At 70.8% G+C, this 15,273-nt stretch carries 19 protein-coding genes; 2 read left to right on the top strand and 17 right to left on the bottom strand.

Features of this window, described 5'->3' with window-relative positions:
* Positions 1–14 precede the first annotated feature (14 nt).
* The 8 genes from L6E10_RS19515 to ald all read right to left on the bottom strand — a co-directional run bounded on the left by L6E10_RS19515 (position 15) and on the right by ald (position 6,570).
* Positions 15–749, bottom strand: coding sequence for a pseudouridine synthase (locus tag L6E10_RS19515; protein WP_090101237.1), 735 nt, complete (start codon positions 747–749; stop codon positions 15–17).
* Positions 742–1,515: an SMC-Scp complex subunit ScpB gene (gene scpB / locus L6E10_RS19520; protein ID WP_236221131.1), complete on the bottom strand. Its 774-nt coding sequence runs from the start codon at positions 1,513–1,515 to the stop codon at positions 742–744. The genes L6E10_RS19515 and scpB overlap by 8 nt, the downstream gene beginning before the upstream one ends.
* A 572-nt stretch (positions 1,516–2,087) precedes the next feature.
* Complete coding sequence (locus tag L6E10_RS19525) at positions 2,088–2,921, bottom strand: ScpA family protein (protein WP_236220905.1); 834 nt, start codon at positions 2,919–2,921, stop codon at positions 2,088–2,090.
* Positions 2,918–3,241 carry a hypothetical protein gene (locus L6E10_RS19530; protein WP_236220906.1) on the bottom strand — a complete coding sequence of 108 codons (324 nt, stop codon included), beginning with the start codon at positions 3,239–3,241 and terminating at the stop codon, positions 2,918–2,920. The genes L6E10_RS19525 and L6E10_RS19530 overlap by 4 nt, the downstream gene beginning before the upstream one ends.
* Positions 3,238–4,161 (bottom strand): ParA family protein, encoded by a 924-nt coding sequence (locus L6E10_RS19535; protein WP_236220907.1) that lies wholly within the window; start codon positions 4,159–4,161, stop codon positions 3,238–3,240. The genes L6E10_RS19530 and L6E10_RS19535 overlap by 4 nt, the downstream gene beginning before the upstream one ends.
* Before the next feature lie 100 nt (positions 4,162–4,261).
* On the bottom strand, positions 4,262–4,591 hold the full coding sequence (locus tag L6E10_RS19540; protein WP_090101229.1) for a helix-turn-helix transcriptional regulator: 330 nt from the start codon (positions 4,589–4,591) through the stop codon (positions 4,262–4,264).
* 24 nt (positions 4,592–4,615) lie between these two features.
* Positions 4,616–5,503, bottom strand: a complete 888-nt coding sequence (xerD, locus tag L6E10_RS19545; RefSeq protein ID WP_374237003.1) for a site-specific tyrosine recombinase XerD — start codon at positions 5,501–5,503, stop codon at positions 4,616–4,618.
* Entirely contained in the window at positions 5,500–6,570 is a 1,071-nt protein-coding gene (gene ald / locus L6E10_RS19550; RefSeq protein ID WP_236220908.1) for an alanine dehydrogenase, read from the bottom strand. Before ald ends, xerD begins: the two co-directional genes overlap by 4 nt.
* Positions 6,571–6,623: 53 nt before the next feature.
* Between ald and L6E10_RS19555 the strand changes: the two genes are divergently transcribed.
* Complete coding sequence (locus L6E10_RS19555) at positions 6,624–7,238, top strand: NINE protein (RefSeq protein ID WP_236220909.1); 615 nt, start codon at positions 6,624–6,626, stop codon at positions 7,236–7,238.
* Here L6E10_RS19555 and L6E10_RS19560 read toward each other — a convergent pair.
* The 3 genes from L6E10_RS19560 to L6E10_RS19570 are packed head-to-tail and all read right to left on the bottom strand — an operon-like array spanning position 7,235 to position 9,933.
* Positions 7,235–7,594 (bottom strand): DUF2752 domain-containing protein, encoded by a 360-nt coding sequence (locus tag L6E10_RS19560; RefSeq protein WP_236220910.1) that lies wholly within the window; start codon positions 7,592–7,594, stop codon positions 7,235–7,237. The two genes, L6E10_RS19555 and L6E10_RS19560, sit on opposite strands and share 4 nt — an antisense overlap.
* Positions 7,595–7,633: 39 nt before the next feature.
* Positions 7,634–8,254: an NUDIX hydrolase gene (locus tag L6E10_RS19565; protein WP_236220911.1), complete on the bottom strand. Its 621-nt coding sequence runs from the start codon at positions 8,252–8,254 to the stop codon at positions 7,634–7,636.
* Positions 8,251–9,933: a CTP synthase gene (locus tag L6E10_RS19570; protein ID WP_374237007.1), complete on the bottom strand. Its 1,683-nt coding sequence runs from the start codon at positions 9,931–9,933 to the stop codon at positions 8,251–8,253. Before L6E10_RS19570 ends, L6E10_RS19565 begins: the two co-directional genes overlap by 4 nt.
* A gap of 178 nt (positions 9,934–10,111) precedes the next feature.
* Between L6E10_RS19570 and L6E10_RS19575 the strand changes: the two genes are divergently transcribed.
* On the top strand, positions 10,112–10,795 hold the full coding sequence (locus L6E10_RS19575) for a hypothetical protein (RefSeq protein ID WP_236220913.1): 684 nt from the start codon (positions 10,112–10,114) through the stop codon (positions 10,793–10,795).
* Here the strand turns inward: L6E10_RS19575 and L6E10_RS19580 are convergent.
* The 6 genes from L6E10_RS19580 to L6E10_RS19605 form a co-directional block, all read right to left on the bottom strand.
* Complete coding sequence (locus L6E10_RS19580) at positions 10,792–11,730, bottom strand: copper transporter (protein WP_236220914.1); 939 nt, start codon at positions 11,728–11,730, stop codon at positions 10,792–10,794. The genes L6E10_RS19575 and L6E10_RS19580 overlap by 4 nt on opposite strands.
* Positions 11,727–12,911: a putative cytokinetic ring protein SteA gene (steA, locus tag L6E10_RS19585; RefSeq protein WP_236220915.1), complete on the bottom strand. Its 1,185-nt coding sequence runs from the start codon at positions 12,909–12,911 to the stop codon at positions 11,727–11,729. Before steA ends, L6E10_RS19580 begins: the two co-directional genes overlap by 4 nt.
* Before the next feature lie 62 nt (positions 12,912–12,973).
* Positions 12,974–13,414, bottom strand: coding sequence for a hypothetical protein (locus L6E10_RS19590; RefSeq protein ID WP_236220916.1), 441 nt, complete (start codon positions 13,412–13,414; stop codon positions 12,974–12,976).
* The gene (locus L6E10_RS19595; RefSeq protein ID WP_236220917.1) at positions 13,411–13,842 is read right to left on the bottom strand and encodes a hypothetical protein; all 432 of its coding nucleotides are present in this window, start codon (positions 13,840–13,842) and stop codon (positions 13,411–13,413) included. Before L6E10_RS19595 ends, L6E10_RS19590 begins: the two co-directional genes overlap by 4 nt.
* Complete coding sequence (locus tag L6E10_RS19600) at positions 13,839–14,321, bottom strand: hypothetical protein (RefSeq protein ID WP_236220918.1); 483 nt, start codon at positions 14,319–14,321, stop codon at positions 13,839–13,841. The genes L6E10_RS19595 and L6E10_RS19600 overlap by 4 nt, the downstream gene beginning before the upstream one ends.
* Before the next feature lie 100 nt (positions 14,322–14,421).
* The gene (locus L6E10_RS19605) at positions 14,422–15,015 is read right to left on the bottom strand and encodes a hypothetical protein (protein ID WP_236220919.1); all 594 of its coding nucleotides are present in this window, start codon (positions 15,013–15,015) and stop codon (positions 14,422–14,424) included.
* Positions 15,016–15,273: the final 258 nt, after the last annotated feature.

A 15,273-nucleotide genomic window follows, 5' to 3' on the forward strand; every position in this document is an offset into this window, starting at 1 on the left:
CTCCCGCGTCGCGGTCAGAGACCGACGATCTTGTAGAGGCCGCCGACCTCCTGGCGGTTCAGCACGCGCATCGACCCGGGCCGCTGGTTGCCGAGCGACACCTCGCCGATCGCGACGCGGACCAGCGACTGCACCGGGTAGCCGACGTGCTCGAGCAGGCGGCGGACGATGTGCTTGCGGCCCTCGTGCAGCACGACCTCGACGAGCGCCTTGCCCGGCACCGCGCTGATGAGCTTGAAGGAGTCGACCTTGACCGGCCCGTCCTCCAGCTCGACGCCCGCCTTGAGCTTCTTGCCGAGCCCCTTCTCGACCGGCCCGGGGACCTCGGCGAGGTAGGTCTTCTTGACGTTGTAGCTCGGGTGCATCAGCCGGTGCGCGAGCTCACCGTCGTTCGTGAGCAGCAGCAGGCCCTCGGTCTCGGCGTCGAGGCGCCCGACGTGGAACAGCCGCTCCGCGCGGTTGCGCACCAGGTCGCCCACGCACGGACGACCCAGGTCGTCCTCCATCGTGGAGAGCATCCCGAACGGCTTGTTGAGCGCGATGGTGACGACGTCCTCGCGGATCTGCACCCGCACCCCGTCGACGTGCACGACGGCGGTCTGCGGGTCGATCCGCCGGCCCTGCTCGCGCACGACCACGCCGTCGACCTGCACCCGCCCCTGGTCGATCAGCTCCTCCGAAGCACGGCGCGAGGCGATCCCCGCCTGCGCCAGCACCTTCTGCAGGCGCACGCCCTCGTTCTCAGACATCGTCGATCGCATCCACTTCGGGCAGCAGCGGCGCGATTGGCGGCAGGTCGTGCAACGACGACAGCCCCAACCGCTCCAGGAACAGTTCGGTAGTGCGGTACAGGATCCCACCCGTGTCGCTGTCGGTGCCCGTCTCCTCGATGAGCCCCCGGGCGACCAGGGTCCGGATCACACCGTCGACGTTGACGCCGCGAACCGCCGCGATCCGCGCCCTCGTCACGGGCTGCCGGTAGGCGATCACCGCGAGCGTCTCCAGGGCAGCGCGGGTGAGTTTCGCGCGCTGGCCGTCGAGCAGCAGCTTCTCCACGAACGGGGCGAACCGGTCCCGCGTGTAGAACCGCCAGCCGTCCCCCGCCCTGCGCAGGTCGATGCCGCTGCCGGACTCGGTGTACCGGCTCGACAGTCTACGGAGTGCTGCCTTGACCCGCTTCACCGGCTGCTCGAGGGCACTGCTGAGCTGGTCTTCGGCGATCGGGCTGTCGACGACGAGCAGCACGGACTCGAGCGCGGCCTCGAACGTGGCGTCGTCGGTGAGGTCCGGCAGGCCGCTGTCCTCGATGGCCTCGTCGGGAGCGGCGGCGAGGAGCTGGGCCTCGAGGGTGGCGGCGTCGGTGTCGGCCTGCGGTTCGGCAGTGGCCGCGGCTGCGGGCTCGGCGGCAGCGGCGGGCTTCGCCTTGGCGCGAGCGCCGGTCCTGGCGGTGCGCGGCTTCGCGGCACCCGCCTTCACACCGGCGGCGACGGACGCGGCTCCCGGCTCGGCGAGCACGACCGCGGCGGGAGCGGCGTCGTCGAGTGCGGCGTCCGACTCGGGCTCGGCACCGGAACCACCCCCAGCACCCGAACCGCCCGCGGCACCGGAACCGTCCCCAGCACCCGAACCGCCCGCAGCGCCGGAACCGTCCCCAGCACCGGAACCGCCCGCAGCACCCGAGTTGTCCACAGCACCGGAGTTGTCCACAGCACCGGCGCCTGACGTGCCGTTTTCGTCGGTGCCGCCCGGTAGACTGGACACCGGGGGCGGGACCGCCGCGCCGGTTCCGGCCGAGGCGCCCTCGGCCCCGGCGTCCAGCACGACAGCAGCGGGAGCGGCGTCGTCGAGTGCGGCATCAGCCTCCCCCTCGCCGGCGGCGGACCCGACGGCCTCCCCGGCACCGGGCTCAGCGGCACCGGGCTCAGCGGCGCCGGCCTCGTCCTCACCACGGATCGCCGCGCGCTCACCTCCGACCGGCATCCCCCGGTGCCCGGCCGACGCGTCCTCGCCGCGACCCGGCCCACCCCCGTCGAACGCAGGCCCCGGCTCCTCGATCTCCGCCGCGTCCGGCCCCACCAGTGGCTCGCTCATCCGCCGTAGTCCTCATCCTCGTCGCCGGCGTGCACCTGCGCCTGCGCTTCCTGCAACGACCCGCCGACCCACGTCACCTGCAGCGGCCCGAGCGGGTCCTCCTGCTCGAAGGCCAGCGACTTCTCCCGGTACAGCTCCAGCAGCGCGAGGAACCGCGCCACGACCTCCATGGTCTCGGTGCAGTCGGCGATGATCTCGGTGAACGACGCGGTGCCCTTCTCGATCAGCAACGCCCGCAGCACGTCGGCGGTCTCGCGGATCGACACGCGGTGCTGGTGGATGTGCGCGACCGAGAGCGTCCGCTTCTGCTTCGGCCGGAAGGCCGCGGCCGCGATCAGGGCGAACTTGTCGGGCGTGACGCCGAGCATCACCTCGGGCAACAGGCCCTCGAAGCGCGGTTCGAGCGACACCGAGCGCGGGTAGCGCCGGTACGCGCCCTGTTCCAGCTCCGCGAACAGGGCCGCGACCTGCTTGTACGCGCGGTACTGCAGCAGCCGGGCGAACAGGAGGTCGCGCGCCTCCAGCAACGCGAGGTCGTCCTCGTCCTCGACGTCGCCGGTCGGCAGCAGCCGGGCGGCCTTCAGGTCGAGCAGCGTCGCGGCGATGACGAGGAACTCGGTGGTCTCGTCGAGGTCCCACGCGTCGCCCATGCCGCGGATGTGCGCGATGAAGTCGTCGGTGACCTGGTGCAGCGCCACCTCGGTCACGTCCAGCGTGTGCTGCGAGATCAGCTGGAGCAGCAGGTCGAACGGACCTTCGAAGTTCGTGAGCTTGACCTTGAACTTGCCGTCGTCCTGAACAGCGCCCTCAGCGGGAACGTCCTCGGTCACTGCTCGCGCAACCTGCGTACCAGCAGCGACGCGTCACCGTGAGTTTCCAGGTCGTCCAGCACGATCGCGATCGCCTCGCGCACGACGCGGCCCCGGTCGACGCCCAGGCCGTGGGCCGCGCGCAACGCCAGCCGCGCCTGTTCCAGCGCCAGCAGCTCTTCGTCCGACACGTAGACCGTGATCTTCGTGGTGTGCTTGGTGCGGCCGGAACCACGGCGTTGCTGCGGCGCTTCCTCCGCCGCCGAGGCCTCGGGCGCGGCAGGGGCGGACGTCAGGCGGAACAGTTCCGCGGCCCCCGGCAGTGAAGGGCGACGGGTCACCGGGCGATCACCTCGCGGGCCAGCGCGCGGTACGCGTTGGCGCCGGACGAACGGGGTGCCCAGCGGGTGATCGGTTCGCCCGCCACGGTGGTCTCCGGGAAGCGCACCGTGCGGTTGATCACCGAGTCGAACACGATGTCGCCGAACGCCTCGACAACGCGGGCCATGACCTCGCGCGAGTGCAGCGTGCGCGGGTCGAACATCGTGGCGAGGATGCCGGTGATGGTGAGCTTGGGGTTCAAGCGTTCCTTGACCTTCTCGATGGTGTCGATGAGCAGCGCCACCCCGCGCAGCGAGAAGAACTCGCACTCCAGCGGGATCAGCACACCGTCCGCGGCCGCGAGGGCGTTCACCGTGAGCAGGCCGAGTGAGGGCTGGCAGTCGACCAGCACGTAGTCGTAGTGGTCGATCACCGGGCGGAGGGTGCGCACGAGCGTGTGCTCGCGGCCGACCTCCGACACGAGCTGGATCTCCGCGGCCGACAGGTCGATGTTGCTCGGCAGCAGGTCCATGTCGTCGACCATGGTCTTGCGGATGACGTCGCCGACGGGGGTGCGCCCCTCCATGATCACGTTGTAGATCGTGGTGTCGAGCTGGTGCGGGTGCACACCGAGACCGACCGACAGCGCGCCCTGGGGGTCGAAGTCGACCAGCAGCACACGGCGGCCGTATTCGGCGAGTGACGCTCCCAGGTTGATGGTCGACGTCGTCTTGCCGACGCCGCCCTTCTGGTTGCACACCGCGAGGATCTTCGCCGGGCCGTGGCGCAGCAGCGGGGGCGGGTCCGGGATGTGGCGGCGCTGGCGGCCTGTCGGTCCGATGCCGTCGAGCTGCTCCTGAGCGACGTCGTCCACCGGCGCGGCGTGCGGAGCCAGGCTCAGATCGGCACGGGGCGCGAAAGCGTGCTCCGGTGTCGACATGGCTGGCGGTCCCTCACTGCTCGTAGTCGTCTCTCCGGGCGCAGCCTAGGCCGCACCCGTGCGAGCGGCAACGCGCCTCGCCGGTGTTGTCAAGACTCAGTTAGGCCGGAACATCCGTTCGTGTGCGCCTGTCGGACGCGGTCAGCACCACGTCGAGCAGGCCCGGGAACAGAAGGTCCAGGTCATCGCGGCGCAGCGACACCCAGCGCTGGTTGCCGCGGCAGCGTGTTCGGGTGATGCCCGCCTCCCGCAGCACGCGCAGGTGCTGGGAGAGAGTCGACTTCGCGACGTCAACCTCGAAAGCCCCGCACAGGCGTTCCCCGCTCGACTGGATCTGGCGCACGACCGCGAGCCTGGTCGGGTCGCTCAGCGCGTGCAGCACAGCGGCTAGATCGATGGCCTGTGGGGACGGCTCGTCCAAGTTCGGCACCTGCCCACCGTACCCGTGGAAGCCTCATGTTCCAGCGGCCCGAGGGTGTGCAGTTGCGTAGACCTCCCTCAAAGTCGTAACGGTTACCAGTGTGTACACCTGAGTGGTCGTAACCGATGCGTGCCCGAGGAGTTCCTGCACCACCCGAACGTCGGCACCCCCTTCCAGCAGATGGGTGGCGAACGAATGCCGCAACGTGTGGGGTGACACCGCGGCGGTGATCCCGGCGTCCTCCGCGGCGGTCTTCAGGACCGTCCACGCGCTCTGCCGCGAGAGCCTTCCACCGCGCGCGTTCAGGAACAACGCAGGCGTGCCACGTCCTTTCGCCGCAAGGGCGGGACGTGCGCGAACCAGGTACGCGTCCACCGCGGCCAAGGCCGGCCGCCCGACCGGGACCAGCCGCTGCTTGCCTCCCTTCCCGTCGAGCAGAACGGTCCGCTCGGACGCGTCGATGTCGTCCACGTCGAGCCCGACCACCTCGGAGATCCGGGCTCCCGTCGAGTACAGCAACTCCAGCAGGGCTTTGTCCCTGAGGTTTCCCACATTGTCGAGCAGCGTCAGGACTTCATCGACGGGCAATGCTTTCGGCAGCCTCTTCGGCGGCGAAGGCGGATGCACGGCGCGTGCGACGTCATGTGGCACAACGCCTTCACGGTGTGCGAAGCGGTGTAACCCGCGCACGGCGACCAACGTCCGTGCGGCGGACGACGCCGCAAGCCCGCTTTCCCGCAGCACGGCGAGGAACTCACTCACTTGCACTTCCGTCACCGCGCCCAAGTCGGTGACACCGAGGGATTCCAGGTGTTCGGTGTAGCGGCGCAAATCGCGCGTGTACGAGTCGAGGGTGTTGCGGGCGGTGCCGCGTTCCACGGCGAGGTGGTCGAGGTAGGTCGCCACCAGCTCTGCGATCACGCCAGCCCTTCCAGCAGGATTTCTCCACGGCGTGCGTTGACGCCCTTGGCCAGTGCCGGGTCGTCCGCCACCGCGCGCTCGAAACCCTTGTCCGCCAACGCGATGACATACGGCAGCGTCACGTTCGTGAGCGCGTACGTCGACGTGTTGGGCACGGCACCGGGCATGTTCGCAACGCAGTAGAACACGGAGTCGTGCACGCGGTACGTCGGCGCGTCGTGTGTCGTCGGCCGCGTGTCCTCGAAACAGCCGCCCTGGTCGACCGCGATGTCCACGAGCACGCTGCCGGGACGCATCCGCGACACCAGCTCGTTGCTGACGAGCTTGGGCGCCCTGGCACCGGGCACGAGCACCGCGCCGACCACCAGGTCCGCCCAGCGGCAGGCCTTCTCGACCTCGTAGGCGTTCGACGCGATCGTCTGCAGGTGCCCGCGGTAGGTGAAGTCGATCTGCCGCAACCGGTTGACGTTGGTGTCGAGCACGACCACCTCGGCCTGCATGCCGACCGCCATCGTCGCCGCGTTCATCCCGGCCACGCCCGCGCCGATCACCGCGACCTTGCCCGCGGCGACACCGGGAGCGCCGCCGAGCAGCACACCGCGCCCGCCCTGCGCGCGTTCGAGGCAGTGCGCGCCGACCTGGGCCGCCATCCGCCCGGCGATCTCGCTCATCGGCGCCAGCAACGGCAACGACCCGTCGGGCAGCTGCACGGTCTCGTAGGCGATGGCCGTGATGCCGGACGCGGCGATCGCCGCTGTGCACGACGGCGAGGCCGCCAGGTGCAGGTAGGTGAACAGCACCTGGTCGCGGCGCAGGCGGTGGTACTCGGCCTCGATCGGCTCCTTCACCTTCAGCACCAGGTCCGCGGAGGCCCACACCTCGTCGGCGGACGACGCGATGCGCGCTCCCGCCGCCGTGTACTCGTGGTCGGGGAACGACGAGCCGGCACCGGCGTCCTGCTCGAGGACGACCTCGTGCCCTCGGCGCACCAGTTCGACCACGCCGGCGGGCGTGATGGCGACGCGGTACTCGTGGTTCTTGATCTCCTTTGGGACACCGACCAGCATCGTCGCAGCGTATTCCCGATATCGGTCCGCTGCATCGGCTAACGTGCGCAGCCGTGTCAGAAGCATTCGGGCCGGACCAGCAGCGCATCGGCAACCAGCAGCGCGAAGAGGCGATCACCGCTCTCAACGACCACTTCGCGATGGCGCGGCTCGACATCACCGAGTACCAGGAGCGGGTCAACCGCGCGTCCGGCGCGCAGAGCTACGCGGAGCTCGCCGAGCTGTTCCGCGACCTGCCGCAGCCGCACCCGCCGTTCCTCGCGCCGCCGTCCGTGCCGTTCACGGCCGTACCCGCCCCGCCGCCGGGCTTCGCGCCGCAGCCCACGCAGCCGTACTACCCGCCGCCCACCGGCCCGCAGCCGCAGTACGCGCTGCCGCAGCCGCCGCCCGGCATGGTCCCTCCCGGCTACGCCGCTCCCGGCGCGCCGTACGGCTTCGACCCGTACACGGGCGTGCCGCTGTCGGACAAGTCGAAGATCGTCGCGGGCCTGCTGCAGCTGTTCCTGGGCAACTTCGGCGTAGGCCGCTTCTACACGGGCCACACCGGCATCGCGCTCGCGCAGCTCTTCACGTGCGGCGGCTGCGGCATCTGGTCGCTGGTGGACGCGATCATCATCCTGGTCAGCGGCGGCACCGACGCCGAGGGCCGCAAGCTCCGCGACTCCTAGGCGAGGTTGCGCCCCACGCCCCACACGAGCGCCACGGCGAGAACGGCGAACCCGAGCGCAGGCCGCACCGGTCGCCGTTCTCCCTTCCAGCGGGCGATCGTCCAGCGCGTGAGCAGCCAGGCCACCGTCGGCACGCCCAGCACGAGCAGCACGGCGTTGAAGTGCCACGCGGCCACGACGTCGCCGTGCAGCAGCGCGTGGAGCATCCGCGTGACCCCGCAGCCGGGGCAGTCGAGGCCGGTGAGCGCCTTGAACGGGCACTTCGGCAGGAAGTTGCCCGGCTGGTTGGGGTCGACGAAGAGCAGCAGCACAGCGCCCGCGGCACCGGCTGCGAGCACGCTGAGGGGCCCCCTCATCCGTGTGAGAGAACCCTTCAGCGTCTGCATGGCTCCAACCTACTTCTTGCGCGCGGCGAACCGGGTCGGCCGGTCGCGGAAGGGCGCGTCGGCGGGACGGGGCTCCACCCGGCCCTCCAGCACCTCACGGGCCGCGAGCAGCCCCGCGACGGTCGACGAGTTCACGATCTCGCCGGACAGCACCATCCGCACGGCCTCGGCGAGCGGGAAGCGGTGGACCTCCAGGTCCGCCTCCTCCTCGCCCTGCACCTCGCGGTCGACCTCGGACAGGTCACGCGCCAGGAACACGCGCACGACCTCGTCGGTGAAACCGGGCGACGCGGCCGTGTCGACGAGGGTGTCCCAGCGCCGCGCGTCGAGACCGACCTCCTCGGCCAGCTCGCGGCGGGCACCGACGACCGGCTCCTCGCCGTCGTGGTCGAGCAGGCCGGCCGGCAGCTCCCAGAGGTGCCTGCCGAGCGCGTGCCGGTACTGGTGGACCAGCACGACCTCGCCCTCGTCGCCGACGGCCACGACCGCCACCGCGCCCATGTGCTCGACGATCTCGCGCTTGGCCGTGCCGCCGCCGGGCATCTCGACCTCGTCGACCCTCAGCGCCACGACCTTGCCGACGTGCACGTCCTCGCTGGAGACCGTGCGGAAGTCGTGCCTGGACGTCACTGGGACGCTCCCGCCGTCAGCGGGAGGCGGTCCGCGACCCGGTAGTCGATCGCGGCCTTCACGAACGCCGCGAACAGCGGGTGCGGCTTCGTGGGACGCGACTTGAGCTCGGGGTGCGCCTGCGTGGCCGCGTAGAACGGGTGCACGTCGGCGGGCAGCTCCACGAACTCGACCAGGCGGCCGTCCGGCGACGTGCCGGAGAAGACCAGGCCGGCGTCGGCGAGCTTGCCGCGGTAGGCGTTGTTGACCTCGTAGCGGTGGCGGTGCCGCTCGGAGACCTCGGTGGCGCCGTAGGCGTTCGCGACGACCGATCCCGGCGTGAGCTTCGCGACGTACGCGCCCAGGCGCATCGTGCCGCCCATGTCGCGCTGACCGGAGACGACGTCCTCCTGGTCGGCCATCGTGGAGATGACGGGCGAGCCGCCCTCCTCGAACTCGCTGGAGTTCGCGTCCTCGATGCCCGCGAGGTTGCGCGCCGCCTCGATGACCATGCACTGCAGACCGAGGCACAGGCCGAGCGTCGGCACACCGCGCGTGCGGGTGTGCTTCAGCGCGCCGATCTTGCCCTCGATGCCGCGCACGCCGAAGCCGCCGGGGATCAGCACCGCGTCCATGCCGGACAACGCCCGCGCGGCGCCCTCGGCCGTCTTGCACTCGTCCGACGGCACCCACTTGATCTCGACCTTGGCGTGGTGCGCGAACCCGCCGGCCCGCAGCGCCTCGGTGACCGAGAGGTACGCGTCGGGCAGGTCCACGTACTTGCCGACGAGCGCGATCTTCACCGTCTCGACGGGGTTGTGCACGCGCTGCAGCAGGTCGCCCCACACCGTCCAGTCGACGTCGCGGAACGGCAGGTCGAGGCGGCGCACGACGTAGGCGTCGAGCCCCTCGGCGTGCAGCACCTTCGGGATGTCGTAGATCGACGGCGCGTCCACGGCGGCGACGACGGCGTCGGTGTCGACGTCGCACATCAGGCCGATCTTGCGCTTGAGCGCGTCCGGGATCTCCCGGTCCGCCCGGCAGACGATCGCGTCCGGCTGGATGCCGATGTTGCGCAGCGCCGCGACGGAGTGCTGCGTCGGCTTGGTCTTCAGCTCACCGGACGGAGCCAGGTACGGCACGAGGCTCACGTGCAGGAAGAAGACGTTGTCGCGGCCGACGTCGTGGCGGACCTGGCGGCAGGCCTCCAGGAACGGCAGCGACTCGATGTCGCCGACGGTGCCGCCGACCTCGGTGATGACGACGTCCGGCGTGACGCCGTCGGCGTCCGGCTCGGCCATCGCGCGGATGCGGCGCTTGATCTCATCGGTGATGTGAGGGATCACCTGGACCGTGTCGCCCAGGTACTCGCCGCGCCGCTCCTTGGCGATCACCTCGGAGTACACCTGGCCGGTGGTGACGTTCGCGTCACCGCTCAGATCCCGCGCGAGGAACCGCTCGTAGTGGCCGATGTCGAGGTCCGTCTCCGCGCCGTCGTCGGTCACGAAGACCTCGCCGTGCTGGAACGGGTTCATCGTGCCGGGGTCCACGTTCAGGTACGGGTCGAGCTTCTGCATCGTCACCCGCAGGCCGCGCGAGGTGAGCAACTGACCGAGGCTGGAGGCGGTGAGCCCCTTGCCCAGGGAGGACGCGACGCCTCCCGTGACGAAGACGTGCTTGGTCGTACGTGCCTGCTGCACCAACGGGGCTCCCGTGAAAATCGTGGGGGTGAATCCCCCTATCCACGGGCCATAACGCTAACACGCCGCCGGTCACCCAGCGCACCACGACCCGGCAGATCACATCACCCGATCGGCGCAGCGAGGGGATTTTCCCGAACTTCCCCCGGCACGGGCCGGCATCAGGAAAAGTTGTCACGTGACCTTCGACGTGGCAGGGGCAGCCGCTGGAGCCGTTCACGACCGCTCGGCGGCCTGGCGTTTCGTCGAGGGGTTCGCGGCCGCGTGGGCGGAGCCGATCGAACCGCAGGACGGCTGGAGCCGCGCCGACCTCGCCGCCACCGAGGAACGGCTCGGCGTCGAACTGCCGGAGGCGGTCAAGGAGGCGCTGTCGCTGTTCGGCAAGCGCCCCGACCTGACCAGCAACCAGGACCGCCTGCTCCTGCCCTCGGAACTGCGCGTGGACGACGACGTGCTGGTGTTCCGCGACGAGAACCAGTGGGTCGCGGCCTGGGCCACGGCGCTGGGCGGCGACGACCCCGAGGTGATGATCAAGCTCGACCTCGTCGACAAGACCGAGGAGCGGTGGGACCCGTGGCTGCCGCGGTTCTCGCTGGCGTGCGTGGAGATGGTGCTGTCCGAGGCGCTGTTCCGCGACGGGGCCGAGACGGCGGACAGGGAGACGTCCGAGGCGGACGTCTCCCTGCTCCGGGACAACTTCGCGCTCCTGCCGCTGCACAGTCCCGGCACCCGCTGGTTCGCCGGCGACGACCTGGTCGTCCGCGAGGACGACCACCAGTGGCTGTGGGCCCGCGCCCGCACGCCGGACGCGTTGGAGCTGCTGGTGGAGCTGCTGCCGGGCGACTGGACGACCGAGTACTAGCTCGCCGCCCCCGGCGACGACGCCTCCGCGTTGCCCGCCACCCCGTACCGGCCGGAGCGGCCCTCCAGCTGCTCGCCCAGCGCCATCACCACGACGACCTGGCCCGCCGGGGTGTCGGAGTTGTCGACGGTGGACAGGATCGACGTCGCGTTCGTGTCCGCGCGGACCACACCGATCGCACCGGTGCCGTTGGCCGAGCCGTTCGCTCCCGCCAGCACGACACCCGCACCGGACCGGTCGAGCTGGGTGGCGAACCGCGCGACCGTCGAGGCCCGGTCGGCCGCCGAGTCACCGATCGCCGCGCCACCGGTCAGCACGATCGCGAGCTGCGCGGGCTTCACCCCGGACGTCGCCTTCACGAACCCGGCGTTGGAGAGCCCGGAGAGCGCGGCCGCCGTCTCGTCGGCCGTGGCCTGCGGCTGGTTGCTGGTGGGGTTGAGCAGCAGCAGGGCACCGAACAGGCCGCCCGCGCGGGTGCCGGGGTCGCCGGCCGTGGGCAGCTGCGACCCGGCGGGCTGCAACCGTGCCACGAGGTCGCGCAGCTGGTCGCCGCGGGACGGGTCGGCGAACGCGTCGGTCAGCTGGACCTCGCCGGTGACCGTGGCGCTCGCGGCCTTCAGCAGCCCGTTGAGGGCATCCCGGTCGGCCGGGCGCGCGTCCGCGGTCGTGACGATCACGACCGTGCGGTCGGCGAGCCGGTCCTTGACCGCGAGCGGGCCGACGGACTCCGCGAACTCGTCGGCCTCGGTCAGCTTGGCGTTCAACGCGTTGCGGTCGTTCTGCAGTTCGTTCACCTGTTGCGCCAACGAGTTCTTCTCGTCGCTCAACCCCGACAGCAACCGCCCGCTGATCGCGGTCGACCCCAGCACGACCCCGACCGCGAGGGCCAGGAACACCGCGGTGATCGAAACTACGTGGTAGCGCAACGTGATCACGAGAAGAACCCCTTGAGCCAGTTGACGACGGATTGCCAGCCGTCGACCACGATGTCGACGTAGACGTGACCGACACCGGAGACCGCGAGCGCGGCCGCCATGGCCGCGATCGCGGCGGCCACCAGCAGGACGATCACGCCCAGCGAGACCCGGCTGCGGTGCAGGGTCGCGACGGCCTCCCCGTCGACGAGCTTGCTGCCGAGCTTCAACCGGGTCAGGAACGTGGAGGGGTTGGAACCGGAGTGCCCGCGGTCGAGGAACTCGCGCAGCGTCGCGCGCAGCCCGACCGTGACGACCAGCGACGCCCCGTGGGCTTCGGCGAGCAGCAGCGCCAGGTCCTCGGCGTTGCCCGAGGCGGGGAACGTCACCGCGCCGATGCCGAGGTCCTGGATGCGCTGCAGGCCGGGCGCGTGGCCGTCGGTCTGCGCGGGCACGACCACCTCGGCGGCCGCGCGCAACGACGCGGTGCCGATGCCGTCGGGGTCGCCGACGATGATGTCCGGCTTGAGCCCGGCGTCGATCAGCGTGTCCGCGCCCGTGTCGACGCCGATCAGCACCGGCCGGTACTCGCGGATGTAGTGGCGGAGCTTGCGCAGCTCCTCGGCGTGCGACGGTCCCCCCGCGACGACGAGCACCTGCCGGTCGCGCATGGACACGTACACCTCGGGCACGCCGACGCCGTCGAGCACCAGCGCGCGTTCGCGGCGCAGGAACTCGATCGTGTTGGCGGAGAACGCCTCCAGCTGCGCCGACATGCCGGCCTTCGCCTCGATCATGGCGTCGGCGATGCTCTCGGCGTTCTGCTCGACGCCCTTCGCGAGCTCGCGTTCGCCGGCGTAGACGACACCCTCGTGCAGCCGGACCTTGGTGCCTTCCTTGATCTCCCGCAACGCGACCGCGCCGACGTCGTCGATCAGCGGGATGCCCGCCTCGAGCAGCAGCTCCGGCCCGAGGTTGGGAAAGCGCCCGGAGATGGACGGCGACGCGTTCACGACACCGACCACCTCGGCCGCGACGAGCGCCTCCGCGGTGCGCCGGTCGAGGTCGACTAGGTCCATGACGGCGACGTCACCGGGACTCACGCGCCGAACCAGGTCGCTCGCGCGCCGATCAACCCGCGCGACGCCCGTGACTCCGGGAAGTTCGTGGTTGGTGCGGTTCAGCAGCCCGGAAAGCTTCATGCGCCGATAGTGACCCACGGTGCGCATGTGACCGGTGAGGCACGCCGGGCGATTCCTGCTGGTCAGTCGTCGGGGTGAACCACCTCGGCACCGAACGCCAGTACCACAGCGCCGATGAGCACCCACATCCCGTTGCCGAACCCGGCTTCCAGCCCCGGGTCGATGGCGATGTTGCCGGTCTTGTGGAAGCTGATCGCGTTCAGCAGGTAGACGAACAGCATCCCGGCCACACCCGCGAGCGCCGCGGCACCGGCGAAGGCGACCTTCCGCCACCGAACGCCCACCAGCACCGCCGCGGCCGCCACCACGACCGGGATGGCGAACAACGGACCGTGCTCGTCCTCGGTGTCACCGAACCGCGTGCTCCACCCGGTCGTGACGTACGCGGTCTGCGGCTGCCCGGGAGCAAGTCTGATCACCAGCTCGGAGAACGGCAGGAACGTCGCCCCGACCGCGGCCCCCGCGGCCAGCACGAGCAACACGACGCTCAGGACCTTCTTCACGCCGCCTCCCGCTGCACCGCGACGGCACCCGCGAGCGCCACCAGCGTTCCGGCCACCAGGAACACCAGCCCGAACCCGACCGCGAAGTCCCCCTGCTGCTCGACCGCGTGCCCGCGTTCCGACACGACCAGCGCCGCCGTGACACCGACGGCCCCGACCTGCCCCGCCGCGCCGGCCAACGCGGCGCGAGCAACCCAGATCCCGGCGACGAGCAACGCCGCCGTGACCGCCACCGGCACCCCGTACCAGGGCGACAGCTCCCCGGCGGGCCAGTCACCGGGCTTGTTGACGATCTCCGTCCCCCAAGCCCGGACGACCACCTCGACCCCACCGCCGTAAGCGGTCGAGTACCACGGCAGCACCATCGCCGTCGCCGTCAGCACCACCCCGACCGCGATCAGCGCGATCGCCGTAGGCCTCCCGATCACCGCGCCTCCCGCCCGTCGCCGGGAACGGCGATGCCGAACGGCGGCGTGTCGTCCTCCCCGCCCAGTGACCGCACGACCACCCCGTCCTCCTCCACCGGCGCGGACCCGGCCCGCTGCTGGGCGAGCACGGCCCCGGCCACCGCGATGATCGCTCCCGAGACCAACATCCCAGTACCGCCGAGGTAGTGCACTTCGGCCGCGGGCTCCCCGGCCGGCCCGAAGGAGTACAGGCTCCGCTGCCGCTCGACCAGCGCGAGGTAGAGGAACACCACCCCGGCCAACGCCCCTGCGGCACCGAGAACGAGCACCCGCCCGACGAACGCGGTCCCCTCCCGCAACGTCAGCACCACGGCACAAGCCACCACCACCGCGCAAATGACCAACGGCCACCCCGCCGCGAACAACGCGGGGTTCTCAGGCGGCCCGCTCGGAGGCTCCGACCTGGTCACCCACGCCGAGGTGGTGATCACCAACTCCACTTCAAATCCTTTGTGGACGGTCCGAAAGGTGTCCAGGAGACTCCCGGCCACCACAACCCCGGCCCCCAGCACGGAGAGCACACCGGCCACCCGCCGCCGCTCAACCACCCTTCGGCTCCACGATCACCGGATACCCGTAGGGCGGCGTCTCGGCGTCGTCCCCGTCGTCGATCTGGTGGATCACCACCCCATCACCACCCTCCACGTCGTCGTCACCACCAACCCGCCGAGGCAACTCCTGGTGCAACACGGCGGAGATGACACCCACCCCGGCAGCCACGATCAGCATCGTGACCCCGTCCCCCTGCTCCACGGCAATGGGCACAGGCGAATCGAGGCCCTCGAGTTCCCCGACCAGCCCCCGCACCCGCCCCGCGGCAGACCAGGCGGCCCCCACCAGCAACCCGGCCCCGAGCAACGACCCCACCCGAAGAGCAGGAACCCGAAACGCCAGCACAGCAGCCAACGCCATCACCAGAGCCGCCCCGACAACAGGCTCCCCGAACTCCAACGGCGCCAACATCAGCACCTCGCGGAAGTCGTCCCGCTCAACGACCCACGAGGTGGCCTCGAACCGCAGCGTCCGCCCGCTCACCACGACCTGCACCGAATAGGCGGTCAAGAACGTAGCCGCCACAGCCAACCCGGCCGCGACGAACACCAGCACCGCCCCGAGCACCCGGCGCGTGGTCACAGATCCGGTCCACCTTCCACCGCACACCGCGTGCGTCCGCTGACCGGAGCTCGGTCCCCTCCATCATGCCGAACCACAGCCAGAACAGCGCGAAGCAAGGCGAGCCGCGAAGCCGAAGGCGAGCCGCGAAGCCGAAGGCGAGCCGTCGCTCTTGGCTTTTGCTTTTGGCTTTGGCTTTTGCTTTTGGCTTTTCAGGCGGCCTCGCCGGTGGGGTATCCCGTCACGAGTCGCGCCACAGCCCTCGCTGCATGCCTGGAG

Origin of the sequence: Lentzea sp. CC55 (assembly GCF_021056325.1) — a bacterium.
In the GTDB taxonomy this organism is placed as follows: Bacteria; Actinomycetota; Actinomycetes; order Mycobacteriales; family Pseudonocardiaceae; genus Lentzea; species Lentzea jiangxiensis.

Bases quoted from the DNA above. Each gene is read 5' to 3' on its own strand.
- L6E10_RS19560 (WP_236220910.1), bottom strand. From the start codon at position 7,594: ATGAGGGGGCCCCTCAGCGTGCTCGCAGCCGGTGCCGCGGGCGCTGTG.
- L6E10_RS19515 (WP_090101237.1), bottom strand. From the start codon at position 749: ATGTCTGAGAACGAGGGCGTGCGCCTGCAGAAGGTGCTGGCGCAGGCG.
- L6E10_RS19535 (WP_236220907.1), bottom strand. From the start codon at position 4,161: ATGTCGACACCGGAGCACGCTTTCGCGCCCCGTGCCGATCTGAGCCTG.
- ald (WP_236220908.1), bottom strand. From the start codon at position 6,570: ATGCTGGTCGGTGTCCCAAAGGAGATCAAGAACCACGAGTACCGCGTC.
- steA (WP_236220915.1), bottom strand. From the start codon at position 12,911: ATGAAGCTTTCCGGGCTGCTGAACCGCACCAACCACGAACTTCCCGGA.